11 protein-coding genes are annotated in these 15,398 nt (G+C 51.4%); 1 reads left to right on the top strand and 10 read right to left on the bottom strand.

The window, feature by feature from the left end:
- Positions 1 to 43 precede the first annotated feature (43 nt).
- The 5 genes from ACAF76_RS01175 to speE form a co-directional block, all read right to left on the bottom strand.
- Positions 44 to 436: a hypothetical protein gene (locus tag ACAF76_RS01175; protein ID WP_400162216.1), complete on the bottom strand. Its 393-nt coding sequence runs from the start codon at positions 434 to 436 to the stop codon at positions 44 to 46.
- Positions 437 to 490: 54 nt separating this feature from the next.
- The gene (locus ACAF76_RS01170; RefSeq protein WP_400162215.1) at positions 491 to 904 is read right to left on the bottom strand and encodes a DUF1934 domain-containing protein; all 414 of its coding nucleotides are present in this window, start codon (positions 902 to 904) and stop codon (positions 491 to 493) included.
- Between the two features lie 67 nt (positions 905 to 971).
- Positions 972 to 2,216, bottom strand: a complete 1,245-nt coding sequence (locus ACAF76_RS01165; protein ID WP_400162214.1) for an MFS transporter — start codon at positions 2,214 to 2,216, stop codon at positions 972 to 974.
- Positions 2,217 to 2,363: 147 nt separating this feature from the next.
- Positions 2,364 to 3,233 (bottom strand): agmatinase, encoded by an 870-nt coding sequence (speB, locus tag ACAF76_RS01160; RefSeq protein WP_400162213.1) that lies wholly within the window; start codon positions 3,231 to 3,233, stop codon positions 2,364 to 2,366.
- Positions 3,234 to 3,252: 19 nt separating this feature from the next.
- Positions 3,253 to 4,086: a polyamine aminopropyltransferase gene (gene speE / locus ACAF76_RS01155; protein ID WP_400162642.1), complete on the bottom strand. Its 834-nt coding sequence runs from the start codon at positions 4,084 to 4,086 to the stop codon at positions 3,253 to 3,255.
- A gap of 206 nt (positions 4,087 to 4,292) precedes the next feature.
- Here speE and ACAF76_RS01150 point away from each other — a divergent pair, with 206 nt between their 5' ends.
- On the top strand, positions 4,293 to 6,347 hold the full coding sequence (locus ACAF76_RS01150; RefSeq protein WP_400162212.1) for a transglycosylase domain-containing protein: 2,055 nt from the start codon (positions 4,293 to 4,295) through the stop codon (positions 6,345 to 6,347).
- Here ACAF76_RS01150 and ACAF76_RS01145 read toward each other — a convergent pair.
- The 5 genes from ACAF76_RS01145 to ACAF76_RS01125 form a co-directional block, all read right to left on the bottom strand.
- On the bottom strand, positions 6,344 to 6,595 hold the full coding sequence (locus ACAF76_RS01145) for a hypothetical protein (protein WP_400162211.1): 252 nt from the start codon (positions 6,593 to 6,595) through the stop codon (positions 6,344 to 6,346). The genes ACAF76_RS01150 and ACAF76_RS01145 overlap by 4 nt on opposite strands.
- A gap of 231 nt (positions 6,596 to 6,826) precedes the next feature.
- Entirely contained in the window at positions 6,827 to 7,330 is a 504-nt protein-coding gene (locus ACAF76_RS01140; protein WP_400162210.1) for a YwhD family protein, read from the bottom strand.
- A 110-nt stretch (positions 7,331 to 7,440) separates the two neighbouring features.
- The gene (locus tag ACAF76_RS01135) at positions 7,441 to 10,212 is read right to left on the bottom strand and encodes a lipase/acyltransferase domain-containing protein (RefSeq protein ID WP_400162209.1); all 2,772 of its coding nucleotides are present in this window, start codon (positions 10,210 to 10,212) and stop codon (positions 7,441 to 7,443) included.
- A gap of 97 nt (positions 10,213 to 10,309) precedes the next feature.
- Positions 10,310 to 13,306 (bottom strand): ABC transporter permease, encoded by a 2,997-nt coding sequence (locus tag ACAF76_RS01130; RefSeq protein ID WP_400162208.1) that lies wholly within the window; start codon positions 13,304 to 13,306, stop codon positions 10,310 to 10,312.
- A 1,052-nt stretch (positions 13,307 to 14,358) separates the two neighbouring features.
- On the bottom strand, positions 14,359 to 15,243 hold the full coding sequence (locus ACAF76_RS01125) for an S-layer homology domain-containing protein (RefSeq protein ID WP_400162207.1): 885 nt from the start codon (positions 15,241 to 15,243) through the stop codon (positions 14,359 to 14,361).
- Positions 15,244 to 15,398 lie beyond the last annotated feature (155 nt).

The following is a 15,398-nucleotide window of genomic DNA, read 5'->3' as shown; positions in this document are numbered from 1 at the left end:
TGCCAAAATACAATTAACATGCCGAATTTTCGGCACATTCCGCTTACTGTCGTTTTTCCAATCGAAACATGAGTACCGCGGTATAGAGAATATGCCCGAGCAACCACAGCAAAAAGGCCATCCACGACATGGCGTTGCCGCTCAGCAGGCTGAACGCGACGAACGCCAGGATGAACGCAAGCATCCATCCCCCTGCGTATTTCAGTACCGCGAGTTTTTGGCCGCGCGGGTAAAACCAGGAAAACCCGGCGGCAACCGCGATACTGACGACTAAATGCAAGAGCAATTCCACGATCGCGTTGAGATTTTCCAAGCCGGGTATATAGCTGACATCGAGCAGCACGGCAAAGGTCTTCGTTCCAAACAAACCGTCTCCCAAAGCCAAAAAAGCGGCCAATAGCAATCCGGCGGACAAACCGTTCAGTAAAATAAACATTGTGTCTCCTCCCTATTGTACGTGTCGGAAAATGCTCTTGCCAAGGAGGAGCGCTCACGCTTCCAGCTTGATTTGCAAGTGATGCTCGCCTGCGTACTGCCCATTCATCCACAGTTGGTAGGCGATTTCCACCTCGCTCGGCTTTTCCTGCTCGTAATGAATCCGGAGTTTGTTGGTGTGCGTCTCCATGTCGAATGGACCGTACGGACTCTGGTAGACCGAATGTGTGCTCTTCCCCTTTTCAAATTGCTGACGGGTCGAGACACTGCCCTGCCGTATCAGCGTGACGCTGTTTTGTCCCAGTCGCAAGGTCGTCGCAACATCCCCGATATCGGGCATCTGCTCTGTATAGGTGACATACCAGGCTTTCGCCTTTTCCACGTACCTTCCGGGGTATTGGTGAGAGGTTTCGTCCCACTCTCCTTCGACCAGATGGCGTGCTGTCAGGGTAATTGTAATGTCCTGCATGCTTCTTTCCACACTCCGCTTTGTTTCCTGCTCCTGTATTCAGGAGTCCGTTCGTCCAATTGTACGATCAACGCTCCTCGGAAGCAACCTCCCTGCCGTGTTCCGCATCGCCGAGTATGTACCGCATCGTGGCGACAACGCCGAACGCCGCCAGCAGCAGCAATCCCGCCAAAAACAGGTAGCCGACGCCTGCTCCGGTATAGTCGATCAAAATCGTAAAGAAGCCGATCAACAGCAGCCGCATCATCATCCCGAAGGAATTGAAAAAGCTCATCACCCGGCCCATCATTTGCTTGGGTACGATTCGCATGTACAGGGATTGGCGGATCAGCCGTGTCGACGCGTTGCACCAGCCGTAGAACAAATACATCGCGATCAATGCCCACCCGTAGGGGAGTGCTACCATGACGATGATGGCGACGGCAAAGAGCAGGATATTGCCGACCATCGCCTGAAAATCGCCCCATTTGCGCACGACCGCCATCACGAGAACGCCTGCCGCCACTGCACCGATGGCAAAACTCATCTCGCCGAGTGAATAGACGGACACATCCGCCTGCAAGGTCTGGCTGACGTAGACAGGCTTCAAGAGATTCGTCGCCATCACGACAATAAACGGCATCATCGCGGACAGCCCGAAGAGGAGAAAACCTCTTTTTTCCCGGATGTACGTCCAGCTTTGCCCGATCTGCCCGATCCAGTTGACGCCGCGGTTGGCTCTCGCTTCGCCGGAGAGGGTAAACGAATAGGACATCGTAGAAAGATTGAGGAAGGCAAACAGGTAGGTGAGCGCGTTGATGATCAACACGATATGCAAACCGTAATACTGCAGCAAAATGCCTGCCACACCGCCGGACAATACGCTCGCCGTCTGCCCCTGGATTTCCATCAGGCTGTTGATGCTTCCGTAGTGGCGCGCCTCGTAGCTCTCCTGCACGAGCGCCGACAGTGCCGGGTAGTGAATCTGGTACATAAACGTCGTGACCAGATAAATCGCCACCAGCATCCAGTCAGCGTAGTCTCCGCGAAACCCCCAGGCAGCCAGTAGACCTAAGATGCTAAAGCCGATCATATTTTCCACCAGCAGCATTTTTTTGCGGGAAAAACGGTCGATCAACGTACCGATATACGGACCGACAAAAAACAGGATAAATGCCGAAACAAACATCGTCGTTCCAAGCAATTGCGCAGAACCGGTCGTCTCCACCAGGTACCAGGAAATCCCGATCATCGTCATGCCCTGGCCGAATCCCGAGAACAGATTGGAGAAAAACAGCTTTCGAAAGGCAGGATAGGCAAACACTTCTCTCATATACAGCACTTCCCCTACTGAAGCATTTCGTTTGCTTCCATCGTAATCCATATTTTCTACTTTGTAAACGAAAATGTATAAAAAGTAAATAGAAGACAAAGACGCCTCTTTCCTATTTAGGCAGAGACGTCTTCGTTGATCAAGTGTTTATTTTACAAAACCAAGCAGCAATTCACGCACGATTTTGGAAGCGACGATTTGTGTCATTTCGCTGTGGTCGTACACCGGTGCTACTTCGACCAGGTCGCAGCCGATCACATTGGCTCCGTTGTTGGCCATGAAATGAATCGTATCGAGCAGCTCGCGGGAAGTAATCCCGCCCGCTTCGGTTGTGCCCGTGCCCGGCGCATGTGCCGGATCGAGAACGTCGATGTCGATCGTCAGGTAAATCGGACGGTTGCCGATGGTCGGCAGCACCTTTTTCACCGGCTCGAGAACATCGAACTTGTACAGGTGCATGTTTTCCTTGGCCCACTCAAACTCTTCCCTCATCCCGCTGCGAATCCCGAACGAGTAGACATTTTTCCCGCCGATCAGATTGCATGCCTTCTTGATCGGGGTCGAATGGGAGTACGGATAGCCCTCATAGTGATCACGCAGGTCGGTGTGGGCGTCAAAGTGGAAGATCACCAGGTCCTGGTACTTCTCGTATACCGCCTGGAACACCGGCCAGGAAACGAGATGCTCGCCACCCAGTCCGAGCGGAAACTTGCCGTCAGCCAAAACCTTGGACACGAACGAACGAATCGCATCCAGGCTGCCTTCCACATTGCCAAATGGCAGCGGAATATCGCCGGCGTCAAAGTAGCGGATGTCTTCCAGCAGCCTGTCCAGATACGGGCTGTATTCCTCCAGGCCGATCGACACTTCGCGGATGCGCGCCGGACCAAAACGGGAACCGGGACGAAAGCTCACGGTCCAGTCCATCGGCATGCCGTAGATCACAGCCTGGCTTTCCTCGTAGTTCGCGTGGCTGCGAATGAAAACATTTCCCGAGTACGCCTCGTCAAAACGCATAAGTTCGCACTCCTTCCTGTTAGTCGCGGGTCAGCTCCGCCACGAAGTTCGGCAGCTTGAATACTGCATGGTGCAGGTCCGCGTTGTAGTATTTGGTATCCAGGTTCTTGATCGAAGCCGGATCTACGTTCAACGGGTCATGCTGTTTGGAAGCGATCGTAAAGCTCCACAGTCCGGATGGATAGGTCGGGATGCTGCAAGTGTACAGACGGGTGACCGGGAAAATCGATTTCAGGTCCTTAAATACGCGTTTGATCAAATCGCGGTTGAACCACGGCGATTCTGTCTGTGCGACCATGATCCCGTCTGGCTTCAGCGCGTCGTAAATTCCTTGGTAAAAGCCTTTTTCGAACAGTCCCACTGCCGGTCCGACCGGTTCGGTGGAGTCGACCATGATTACGTCGTACTCGCCTTTGTGATCGTGGATGTGTTTGATCCCGTCGATTACTTGCACGTCCACGCGCGAATTGCCGGTCAGCGCACTGGCGATCTCAGGGAAGTATTTTTTGCACGACTCGATCACACCGCCGTCGATTTCAGCCAATACCGCTTTTTCTACAGATGGGTGCTTGACGATTTCACGGATTGCTCCGCCGTCCCCGCCGCCTACGACCAGCACCTTTTTCGGATTCGGGTGCGTATTCATCGCTACGTGGGTAATCATCTCGTGGTATACAAACTCGTCCACATCGGTCGTCATTACCATGCCGTCCAGAACCAGCATGCGGCCAAATTGCTTCGTCGTAATAATATCGATTTGTTGGAAATCGGTTTTTTCACTGTATAAGGTTTCGGTAATCTTCGTTGTAATTCCGTGATTTTCCGTCTGTTTTTCGGTGTACCACAATTCCATGTTCATGGTTATGTACCCTCCTTCTCGTAACCGTGCTGCTCGAAAGCGCAACAAGAAAATTATAGTAGTTGACTCTCAAAATGCAAGAATTTTTTCCGGAATGCATCCTTTTGTCAGTCAGGTAAGTTTATCCAACTCTGCTCCTACCCATACTAGAAAGTAGTATGCCCCGATCTGTTCCAAACGTCGGGAGAAAGGAGGCAGCCATGGAAGTTGTAAATGAAGCGCCGATCATTCGCTATCTGCGCTTTCTGAAAACCTGTATCAAATATTTCTTTTTGGGCTTATTATGTCTATCTTTTGCAGTTTTGCTCCTGTTGTTGTACTTGCGGTCGCAGCCGCTGCCGGAGACGTTCGTGAAACAGACCACGACCATCTACAGCGCGTCAGGCGAAGTGCTGGACACGATGCATCGCGGTATAAACCGGACCGTCGTACCACTGTCAGAAATGTCCCCCTCGCTGATCGATGCGACCATCGCGATCGAGGACCGCTCCTTCCGCGACCATTACGGTTTCGACTTGAAACGGCTGGCCATGGCCGCCTACATCGACGTCATCAGCATGGAGATGCGGCAGGGTGCCAGTACGATTACCCAGCAGCTTGCCCGCAATCTCTACCTGACACTGGACAAGACCTGGGAGCGCAAAATCAAGGAAGCACTGCTCGCTATCCAGCTAGAGCTCAACTACAGCAAGGACGAGATTCTGGAGATGTACTTAAACCAGATTTACTACGGTCATTCCGCATATGGCGCCCAGGCAGCGGCCCAGACCTATTTTGGCAAGGACGCGAAAGACCTGACGCTGGCGGAAAGCTCACTGCTGGCGGGAATCCCCAAGGGGCCGTCCTACTACTCGCCCTTCACCGATTTCGAACGGGCAAAATCCCGGCAGAAGCTGATTCTCAACGCGATGGAACGGGATGGCCTGATTACAGGCAAGCAAGCGGAAGAAGCATACGCGGAAAAAATCACGCTGCGTGAACGCTCGCAGGCAGAGGTGGCAGAGATTGCTCCGTACTTCCGCGATTACATCGCCAATCTCGTACAAAACAAATACGGTATCGATGAAGAACTGTTCGTTCATGGCGGACTGAAAATTTATACGACGCTTGATCCGGTCATGCAGAAAAAAGCTGAAGAGGTAATCGCCAAGTCACTCCCGGCCGACAATCCCGACCTGCAGGTGGCGCTTGTCGCAATGGACCCGAAGACGGGTCATATCAAAGCAATGGTGGGCGGCAGAGATTACAAGAAAAGCCAGTACAATCGCGTCTTGGCCAAACGCCAGCCTGGTTCTGCGTTCAAGCCGATCCTGTACCTGGCCGCGCTGCAAAACGGCTTTACCCCCCTGACAATGATGAAGAGCGAGCCGACGGTGTTCACCTACGACAACAACAAGCAGTACATCCCGCGCAACTTCGGCAATCGCTACGCCCACGACATGATCAACATGCGCGAGGCGATCAAGACTTCGGACAATATTTACGCGGTGAAAACGATTGAATTTTTGACGCCGCAAAAAGTAGCAGAGCAGGCTCAGAAATTGGGGATCAGCAGCAAAATTACCCCCGTGCCGTCTCTGGCACTGGGCACATCTCCCGTATCGCCGCTGGAGTTGAATGCCGCTTACGGGGCTATCGTCAACAATGGGGAGCTGGTGGAGCCGATCGCCATTACCTCGATCGAGGACAGCCAAGGAAATGTGCTGGTAGAGGAGCAAACGGTCAAGACGCAAGCCGCCGATCCGGTCGCCTCGGCACTTCTCGTCAATATGATGCAAAGCATTTTTGAGCGCAGTGGAACAGGTCACCGCGTCGCCAATGAGCTCGACCGACCAGTGGCAGGAAAAACAGGCTCTACCGATGTAGACGCCTGGCTGAGCGGGTTTACTCCGCAACTCGTAACGACAGTATGGGTCGGGTATGACAAAAATCGCCTCGTCGATGACGTCACGGAAGGGTACCTGTCCAAAAAAATATGGGCGCAATTCATGGAAAGCGCCCTGCAGGATGAGCCTCCTGCCCTGTTCGAGATGCCAGCAGGCGTAGTCTCCGTATACATCGATCCAGCTTCCGGCAAGCTGGCTACCGAGCACTGCCCGAATCCTGAGCTGTTCTACTTCGCCAGCGGGACTGAACCACATGAATACTGTACCGACCATTTGCCGGAAAACGAAACCGTTCCCACTCCGCTGCCAGCTCCTGACTCCTCGTCGTTCTGGCAACGGATGGGAAGCTGGTGGAAGCCGGGGAATTAACTGTGCTGCTGTTCGCCGCCACCAATCACGCCATTGCCGTCAGAAAACAGATGGTCGTTGACGACGGTGATCAGCCCAGCCTGATCGAGCTGGTCCAGAACTTCGAACAGGCTGTCCCGCTTTCCAGCCGGTAATTTACGGATAAAGTTATTAATGTCTTGCGGAGGTACATTCGTGCGGAAGTGTACACCGCCATGTCTGGCAAAGTGATCGTTGTTTTCGACTTCTGTGCGGAAATCTTGTTCCACGTAGACGACACCTCTTCCGTAACAGCGTTTGCAGTCATGCTATCTTACTGTTCCGCAAGAGCGTGAAAAACATGAGCTGAAAAATAAGACAAACAGGGAAAGAGTGACGGCTCTTTCCCTGTTTGTTGACCTAGTGTACATGTACACAGATATGAACATAAGTTTACCTGACTTCATTTCTGGTAACAATTGATTTCACAATTTGTTCACATAGCGTTCAAGATTTTTTCTTCAGGCTAAAGCCTGTTTCAATTCTTCCGTCGAATTCTCCCACATCTCTGCATTGTTATCGATCAAAAGTTTTTTCAAGGCTGTCTTTTCCTTTTCCCCCAGATCAGACAACATGATCCGTCTTTTCATCGAATAATCCATGCGATTGACATGCTCCGCCAGGATTTTGTAGCCGCGACGCGCCTCCCGGTCAATTTCCATGTAGCAGGCAGTTGCCCCGGCGTAGTACGGACCTGCTTCATTGCGATCCACGGTCACCCATACCAGCCAATACGGTTTGCCGTTTGGCACTTCCTCCTTGTTCGTCGTCCACTTGATCCCTTTTTCTACAGAGCTTTTTGCGTGCAGGGCACCCATATCGATATAGGCTTCATCGCCGTCAATGATCACGGAGGAGACTGCGCTCAAATCCAGTACGCCCTGGCCGAACCCGCGGTGTTGAACGTCTGTCTTCGTGCTGTTCATAATTGTAAAGCCGCCCTTTTTCGTATCAAAAATATCCATGCCATTCACCCTTCCGAATAGAAATCCTACCTTTATTCTACTCGCAAACAGGCATGGAAAGCAATTTGACCATGTGCCCGACAGCGGAAACAAAATTGTGGGAATTGCCTTTAGTTCTCCAGTGTTTCCACCTCGATCAGCCCTTCATCCCCCAGCATGTACTCTTTCCCGGATTCGCGCTCCTTCTTGGAGAACTTCGAAGAGAAGACGAGGACGCGCAAGCCTGCTTCTGCATCCTCTCCAGGAGGCAGGCGGAACGTGATCGGCTGATTGTCCAGGGAGTGAATCACGACGAGATTGCCGTGTTTTTCAACCGAGAGATCCTCTCGCCACTCCAGTCTGCCTTGGTCGATCGTCATTTCCTGTCCCGCTTTTTCGATGGTGACGACCGGGAACTCCCCGTCATCGCGCATCAGCATGTAGTAGAGATAGTCATTGGACTTGCTGGCCGACTTGCTGATCCCTGCCTTGGTACTGTCCTTTCCTTTCAGCAAATTCACCACCTGCTGGATCACACCCTTGATCGCCGGCAGCTTGGCATGATCTCCTTTGACGTAATACTTCTTCAAAATATCTTTTTGGGCGTATTCCGCGCTGACAAGCGGCACGGTGCCGTCCCCCTCGCTTCTGTCGTAATAGGGCGTAAACCGATTAATGAGGCTGTGGTAGCGGTAGCCCATCAGTGTGGATTTGCCGGTGCCGATGATCGAATATTGCTTGATGTTCGGCATCGTCTTGTTTTCCCATTTGTCATGCAATTTGATCGCCTGGTTCAGCAGAGGCTCGTAAGGAACACGCAACGTCGTCTGGTTTTGGAAATCTGTATAGCTGTATTTGTCCTTGCTGTTTTTCATCAGAAACGGAGCCAGGCTATGATGTTTTTTGGATGGCAGCAGTTCATAGACAGCCGGGCTAAACTCTGCGATCTGCTTGCCTGTATCTTCATGGAAAACGAGCGGTATCCCGAAATCGTAGCCGAATTTCAATGCCTGGTAAGCACGTGGGGAGCCGAGAAAAGGCGTGCCCATGTAGATGATCCGATGTACTTTCGATTGGTAGGAGACATTGGACAGCAGAGTTTCTCGTGCAAGCAGCCCGCCCATGCTATGCGCTACGAGTTGCACCTGACGCGCCCCGGAACTCGCCAGCGCCTGATCGATTCTCTCTTTCAGGTAACGGGCATTGGTGGCATTGCTGTAACGCCAATCGTACGGCATGGCAAACAACGTCTGGCCTTTCACATAGCCCTGGCTTTCCAGCTCCTTCACCATGCTGTAGTACTGCTCAGTCACGCCCTGGAAGTCGTAGGAGAGATATTCGATCGCGCGGAACCCGTTATCATCCTCTTCGGGAAATACTCGAATACCGGGATTGAGCGGTTGGACATCCACACTCCCGTTTCTCACGGGTGTCAAGGTCAAAGCCCTGCGGTGTGTGGGGTCTCCGATTCCCCCAATGATTTCATCCGCTCCCAGCCATATTTCCGACACCTCCCCCCGCTCCTCCATTAGCAACCTGGTGCCGCCAATACCTGGTATCAAAACGACCGGCATGGCAGGGGTCGACAATGTAAGCTGGTACGTATGCGGGGCGTATCCGGAGCGCTTGCTCGCCATTACCTTGATCACGTACGTACCGGGATCGGCATTGACGACAATCTCCTCATCCGCATTTTTCGGTTTTTCCGACTTTCCGATCGTGCTTCCCTTGGCATCCATCAGGTAGATGTCAATATCCATCCCCGCTGGCACGCCCTCCAATTTGACGATAATAGTCGAGGCGAGATCAATGGAAAACCGGTAAAAATCGAGGTCCTTTACATTGTGCAGGTTGGCATAAATCGTGCGCTGCTCCCCGATGTCAGAGGCGTTTCCAAAGGAATTGTTGTGCTCGTACGGATCCTGGTTTACTACAGTCGGAGCAGACTGAAATTCGGCCCGCAACCGGTAATACTGGTCTTTGCTGTAGGAAGAGCCTGCGCCTTTCACCATGATGTAATACCATTCCCGATTTTTTACGGCTACTCCCTGAATGTACTGCGTCTGCCCCGGCTTTTCCGAACTGACCAGCTCACGTCTCTGCTCGTCAAACACGTACAAGGAGTAATTCATCCTGGCGGGAATATCCTGCAAAGAAACATTCATAACGCCATTTTGCGTCGCCCTGATCTTCCATATGTCTACGTCGCCCTTCTCCCTGATTCTGCCGAACGCATCCTTATCCTCGTACATCCAGTCCGCCTTCTCGAAGGTATCGTTCGGCTCCATCTCGAAAAAGTTGCGGAGCGCCTTCAATTGCCCCTCCTTTGGCTTTTCTCCCAGTTCGAACTGTTTGTAATATTCTTCTGCCCATTTCTCGATCCGCGACCTGTCCGGATTCTCCTCCTTGTCGTTGTCTGGGAAATTTTCTTCATCCGGCTCATCCATTTCCGTTGCCCCGGAACGTACGGCAACCTGCAACAGATTATGCTCTCTCGCCGCTGATCGACTCCAGCTTTTGACCTGGATCGCGAGTTTCTCCCCCACGACAGCAGTCTCCTCGGGAATCGATACTTGCCACTGATAAGTCTCATCTCGGGAAGACGTGATCAACTCTGCGACGAGCGGTGCGGATGAAACAAGCTGCACGGCTACGGAAATCCGTTTCTCGTCACGGAAGGTACGGCTTTTTTCTTGTCCACTCTGGGAAAAAGACAGCTCCGCCTTTTTCGCGGCATCATCCAGCTCGATTTGTACGCGCAGCTCGTCTTCTTCGAGCCAGGCTATCATTTCCGGTACATGAGGCTCGTCCGATTGGCGCGCCCACCCGACCGGGACAGACATGCTTACTGCCAACACGATCAACGTGAGCAGATGGATCAGTCGCTTTACGGATTTTCCCACAAAAATACCCCCTCAACCGTTTCTTCTCTATCAGCGTAGAGAAAGAAAGAGAGGGGGCGCAAATAATTTTGCGTATCGGAAATGACACTAAACTTCGTTATTGTGTCGAGTGATTGCGGATTCCCTGCCGCTCCCAGGCATTGGCGATGATACGGAACGGGATGCGGTAATCCTCCTGTCCATGCCCCGTTCCAGACAGCTTGTTGGCGTACGGGAAGCCTTTTTCCACGCCGAATTGAAAGCTCACAGAGTAATAGACGGCGTAGCTGGCATCTTTCTGAAAACCTCGCTGCTTGTCTCCCATCAGCGGCGTATCTACGCCCTGCTCGCGTGTTCCCAGTTTGGAAGCCTGGTAGTTCGGACCTCTCCAGCGGGTCTCCCCAGCCGGCTGCAAGACAAGCCGGGATTGAAGCGCCGTTTGCTGTCGGCCCGTCTCCGAAATCCAGGCGACTGCGCTCTCCACTACCGGGTACTTCCCGCTCACGGGATGACGATGTCTCGGCTGCAGTTCGAGCTGCGACAAGATCCGTTCCCCGGCGTAGAAATCATTGGGACGGCTGTCGGGATAGCGGTCCCGGGCGTGGTATTCGATCCACTCCGCTGTATGGTGAATCGAGCCGGTCGCATTGGGTTCAAACACCTCGAAGGAGCGCTGTCCGCCTGTTACGGTGATCGTATAGCGCCCAGACATGGTGCGCGTAAAGCTCCGTGAATCGCACGCTTCTTCCTCCTCATCGCCAGAACAGACGTCATATGAGACGTTAAAATCGATCCGATGGTCCATCGTGATTACAAACCCATTGATTTGGGCCACGTACGGTCGCGAATCGAGGACCTGCCGCCAGGTCGTCTGTGTCGGAACGACTGTCCCCGTGTAGAGGAAATCGCCTCCAGTCGAAGTGCTGCTGACCGGCCATTGCTGAGGCGTACCCGGGCCGCTCACCTGCAGCTGGAGCGTAGCCGGCTCGTACACTGCCAGGCTCTTGGCATTGACAATCTGCTCGGGAGTCGCCGTTACCCGAATATTCTGTACGCCGTTTCCAGATACGTATTCCTCCAGTTGGGCTTTGTACATTGCGATATTGGCGTTAATCTCCTGTTCAGTACGGGCGAATCCTTCATTGATTTTTGTCTGGTCAATGACGACACGGATGCGTGCCGGTTCCCTCTCCCAGACACCGTCTGCTTGTGCCTCGAGTCTTTGCAGTTGACGATTATCGCTGTCGTAAATCTCCAAACCAATCTCGCCACCGTCAAAATCGCCACCTCCACCCGGCGGGCTCGGGATTTCTTTCATCACCTCTACAGGCCAGACAGCGCGGTTGTCCGTCCAGATGCGTTCATTGTCCGGCTTGTCCTTGTCCGGGTTGATGTTGCCGATAAAATCTTCGGACTTTTGCGGATAGAGCGTCGGAATCGTAATCGTGCGCACTTCTCCCGGTTTGAAGCCCTTCACGTCCAGCATCGTAGCAGTAGGCGAACTTTCCCAGCGGACTGCCAAGGTTGTATCATGCTCCGTTTTTCCGGCATTTTTAATGTCGAATGTAACGGTCGCCTCCGTGCCTGGAAACTGCGGAGCTTTCGGTGTAATGGAAAAACTGCTCTTGACGATCAACAGATTTTCCATATCTCCAGTCGGCCCGATCTCGACGAAAAAGTCGCCTTCGCAAGACGAAGCAGTATTGTTCTCGCCGTAGATCGTGATGCGGTATAGACCTTCTAATGCGATGTCCGTATCAGGGTCGGACGGGAAATACAAATAATGCTTGTACCCATCTTTTGTTGGCAACATTTGCTTCCCATTTCGTTCTCGCTCCCAGTTTCGCGTGTCCGGATTATACCAGCGCATCGCTACGCTGTTGATTCTCACTGGGGAATCAGATTGAAGCGATACACGCCAAGTGCCGCCTTTGCGGATGTCTAACGGGTCAATCGTAATGGTTTCTCCAAACCGCACCTCGTACTCCCAATTGGTTTCCTCTACCAAACTAAACCCACCGTTAAAACGTACATTGCCCAATGTCTTGGTCGGACACTTGTTGTCGGAATGGATCTCAATGGTGACGGTTCGAACACACTCCGTATCGGTAACAAACTCCAACAGGACCGTGTCTCCCGCACCGTAATGTTGTGGCAAGTACAAATGGAGCCTTTCCATTGGGGCCAGCAGATCGCTCAACTGTGTTCTCGTGCCGTTTTCATTCAAGTACCAGGTTCCCGAAACGTCTGCATAGTAGCCCATGTTGGTATCGTACCTGCCGTCATCTAATCGGGTGAACATGGACGTAAATATGATATGAGGAGCCACGCCACTGATTTCCTCTCCCCGAGGCGGGATCGGATTCGGGTAGGCGCCATAGCGGTACATCTTGATTCTGTTTTGCTCCTGGATTGTACAAGCGATATCCTTGACCACAACCGTGACTTCCCAATTGTTGCAATCGAGGTTGGCAAACGTCGTACCTTCATAGCCGATTCTCAAGTGATACGTTTTTCCTGGTTCCAACGGGATGTCGTGCGGATCTAAACGGGAAGATTGTTTTCCACGCGCCCATCGCGGCAGATCAAATTCCCAATACGGTTCGGCTCGCCATCTTTCTCGATCTCGATTATCCGTTTCGTAGTTGCCGGAAGTGTCTTCTGTTCCATCCGGTTTGGTCACGATCCACCATACAGAAGCGCGATCTGTTTCACCAGCTTTATTGGTGAAGGATGCCCGGAACTTTAGCTCCTCGCCAGGCATGACTTCAATCGTACTGCCGCTTCTGTAGGAAGTATGGTTTACCGTTATTTTGGGACAAGAGTTTTCTTCATTTCCACCGGACTGGACACGGAATGACTTTTCCCAGCAGTCTCTACCGTCGTCACTGACATAGGTGATCGTAACCGTCCCTGAGCCGCCGAAATACCCCAGGCCCCGCGTCCGATCATTGCCGGAACCGGGCCGCAATTCCACTCCGTCCACTTGGAAGGTTCCCGGTTTGGATGCGAACAAGGAAATATCTGCGTACGGTTCGACGGGGATGGCACTGCCGCCGCTTTCAACCCGCGAGTAGTCTTTTATGTCCTTGTCACCTACTACTTGAAAGTTCATGGTTGTTCTGCTTGAGTTCGGGGAGCAGGCTGGTCCAGGGGGTGGGTCTTCTGGACCCACCGGTTCGCCCTCATCAGGAGGGGGGAGGGGAGTGCCTACGGTGAATCGAAATACATAGGGAGTGGATTCTGTCATAGTCGGAGAACCTTGGCGAGAACGATGGTTCCGGTCTGTCATTACAAAGGTGACTTCATACACGCCAGACTCTGTTGGTACATAGTTGTAAGTCTCACTCCAAGAAAAAGGCTCAGGAGTCACCGTATTGTTAACAGGCCATTCTTTTGTACTTGGATCTTTGATGACTTTGTGAGGGCTCAGTTGTTGGTATCCCCTACCCGTTGTGGTATTAATGACCGAGACACTCCATACAATGATTCCTCGATGGTAGTAGGAAAAGTCGTTTCCGGTTACTGTTATCGGAACAATGTCGTTGATCTCATATTCCGTTTTCGGCGCTGTCACGTTCCCGGTCGGACGCTGTGTGGTACGGAAGTGTCCCACAGATTTATAACCGTTGCCGTCAGGAACAAGGTTGTCTCCACTCGTGAATCCTGCTCCTCCTGAAGCAGTTGCGAGTTCGGCGAGGTTATAGGCTTGATAGGGATTAAAACCAGCCTGGTTAATAGCTGTTACTGTACTGCTATATACATTTGCATCACCACCGCTTAGAATATAGCTTTGATTACCTCCAAAACGGTTGATCCAGTATATAGCCTCATCTATATCTACAAAGTACCAGCCCCTGTCAGCCTTATCATCCAAATCTGCAAACCCTAAGACTTGCCTGTTATCTTTCACACCATTTATTTCTATATCGGCAATAGTTGCACCTAATGTCGCTGAAATGGAGGATATATCAATCTCAGTAATTTCTCCTTTCGGTACAATTTCCTTATTTGAATTTACAGTTCCAACAACAATTTCATGTAGGTTAGGACCAGCAGCTTGAACTGTTATGGGAAAAAGCCCACCCCACCCACTAATTAAAACAGGAATAACTAGAAATATACTAAACCATTTTTGAATAGCATAAATTTTCATAATTCATTACCTTATTTTCTTGAAAATAGTCTCGTAAAATTTGTTCGTTCAAGACTTGGAAACTTGATATAGTGATACGCGACTGCGTTAGTAGAATCAAGCTGATTTGTTGCCGTAAAGGCCATGTTATTTAGACCTTCTATTTTTAGTTTAAAATATTCTCCGTTTCCAAAATTAAGGTACTTATTTTCTTTAGAATGGAAAGTAGCTCTTAGACGCAACAACCCATCCCCTTTCGGCACCGTCCCAATCAAGTACCCATTCTCCACCTTCAAACTTTTATGAAATTCAAGAGCATACTTCTCGCCCAACTCCAGATTTAACTTATCCTGCCACAAATACCTCAATATCAACGCAGCATCAGCCCTCGTAACCGGCAAATCCTCGCGAAATTTGGGCTGTCCTTGCGGAGCAGGCTGCATCCAGCCCCATGTGATCAGCGCCCCTGTGTTAGTAAACCCTTGATTTTTCTCCCCTCTATACGGTCTCCATGCATTGAATACCAAAAGAGCTGTCTCTTCCTTGTTCAATAATTTGTTCGGGTTAATCTCCACTCCATTCAAGATGCCTGCCTTTTGAGCGCGTTCATAGACGGTTTTGGCCCAATGACCATCCGGAATTTGCGGTACTGGCTCTGTCTCTGTCACTCCAAGAACCGCAACTAGACTGGAAACAAATTGCGCCTGGGAAATCTGTTGATCGCCATGGAACTGACCATCCGCATAATTCCACATCAGCCGTTGTTTCAAAACAAACTCTACTGCACCCACCTCTGGATAGGCAGTATATTCACTGGTAGAACTGGCTGCACTGGTCCCGGGCGCAGAAAAAGACAAGGCACCCATAACGACCGTCACAACCAACACACGAGTCAACCAGTCATTCACAGCTTTCATCACCAATCATCCTCCTTTGAAAAATCCTTCTCGCCAGGGTGAAGAAATGGGCTTCCTCCATTATGGCAAGCCTGTTTGAGACAAAAAAAATGCACTCAACCTTTGACAAAGTGAGTGCATGCTGTCATATCGTATTTACCTGTACGAATAAGTGC

The sequence above is a fragment of the Brevibacillus sp. TJ4 genome (assembly GCF_044627595.2).
GTDB lineage: Bacteria > Bacillota > Bacilli > Brevibacillales > Brevibacillaceae > Brevibacillus.
This window is presented reverse-complemented; position numbering and strand designations above follow the sequence as displayed.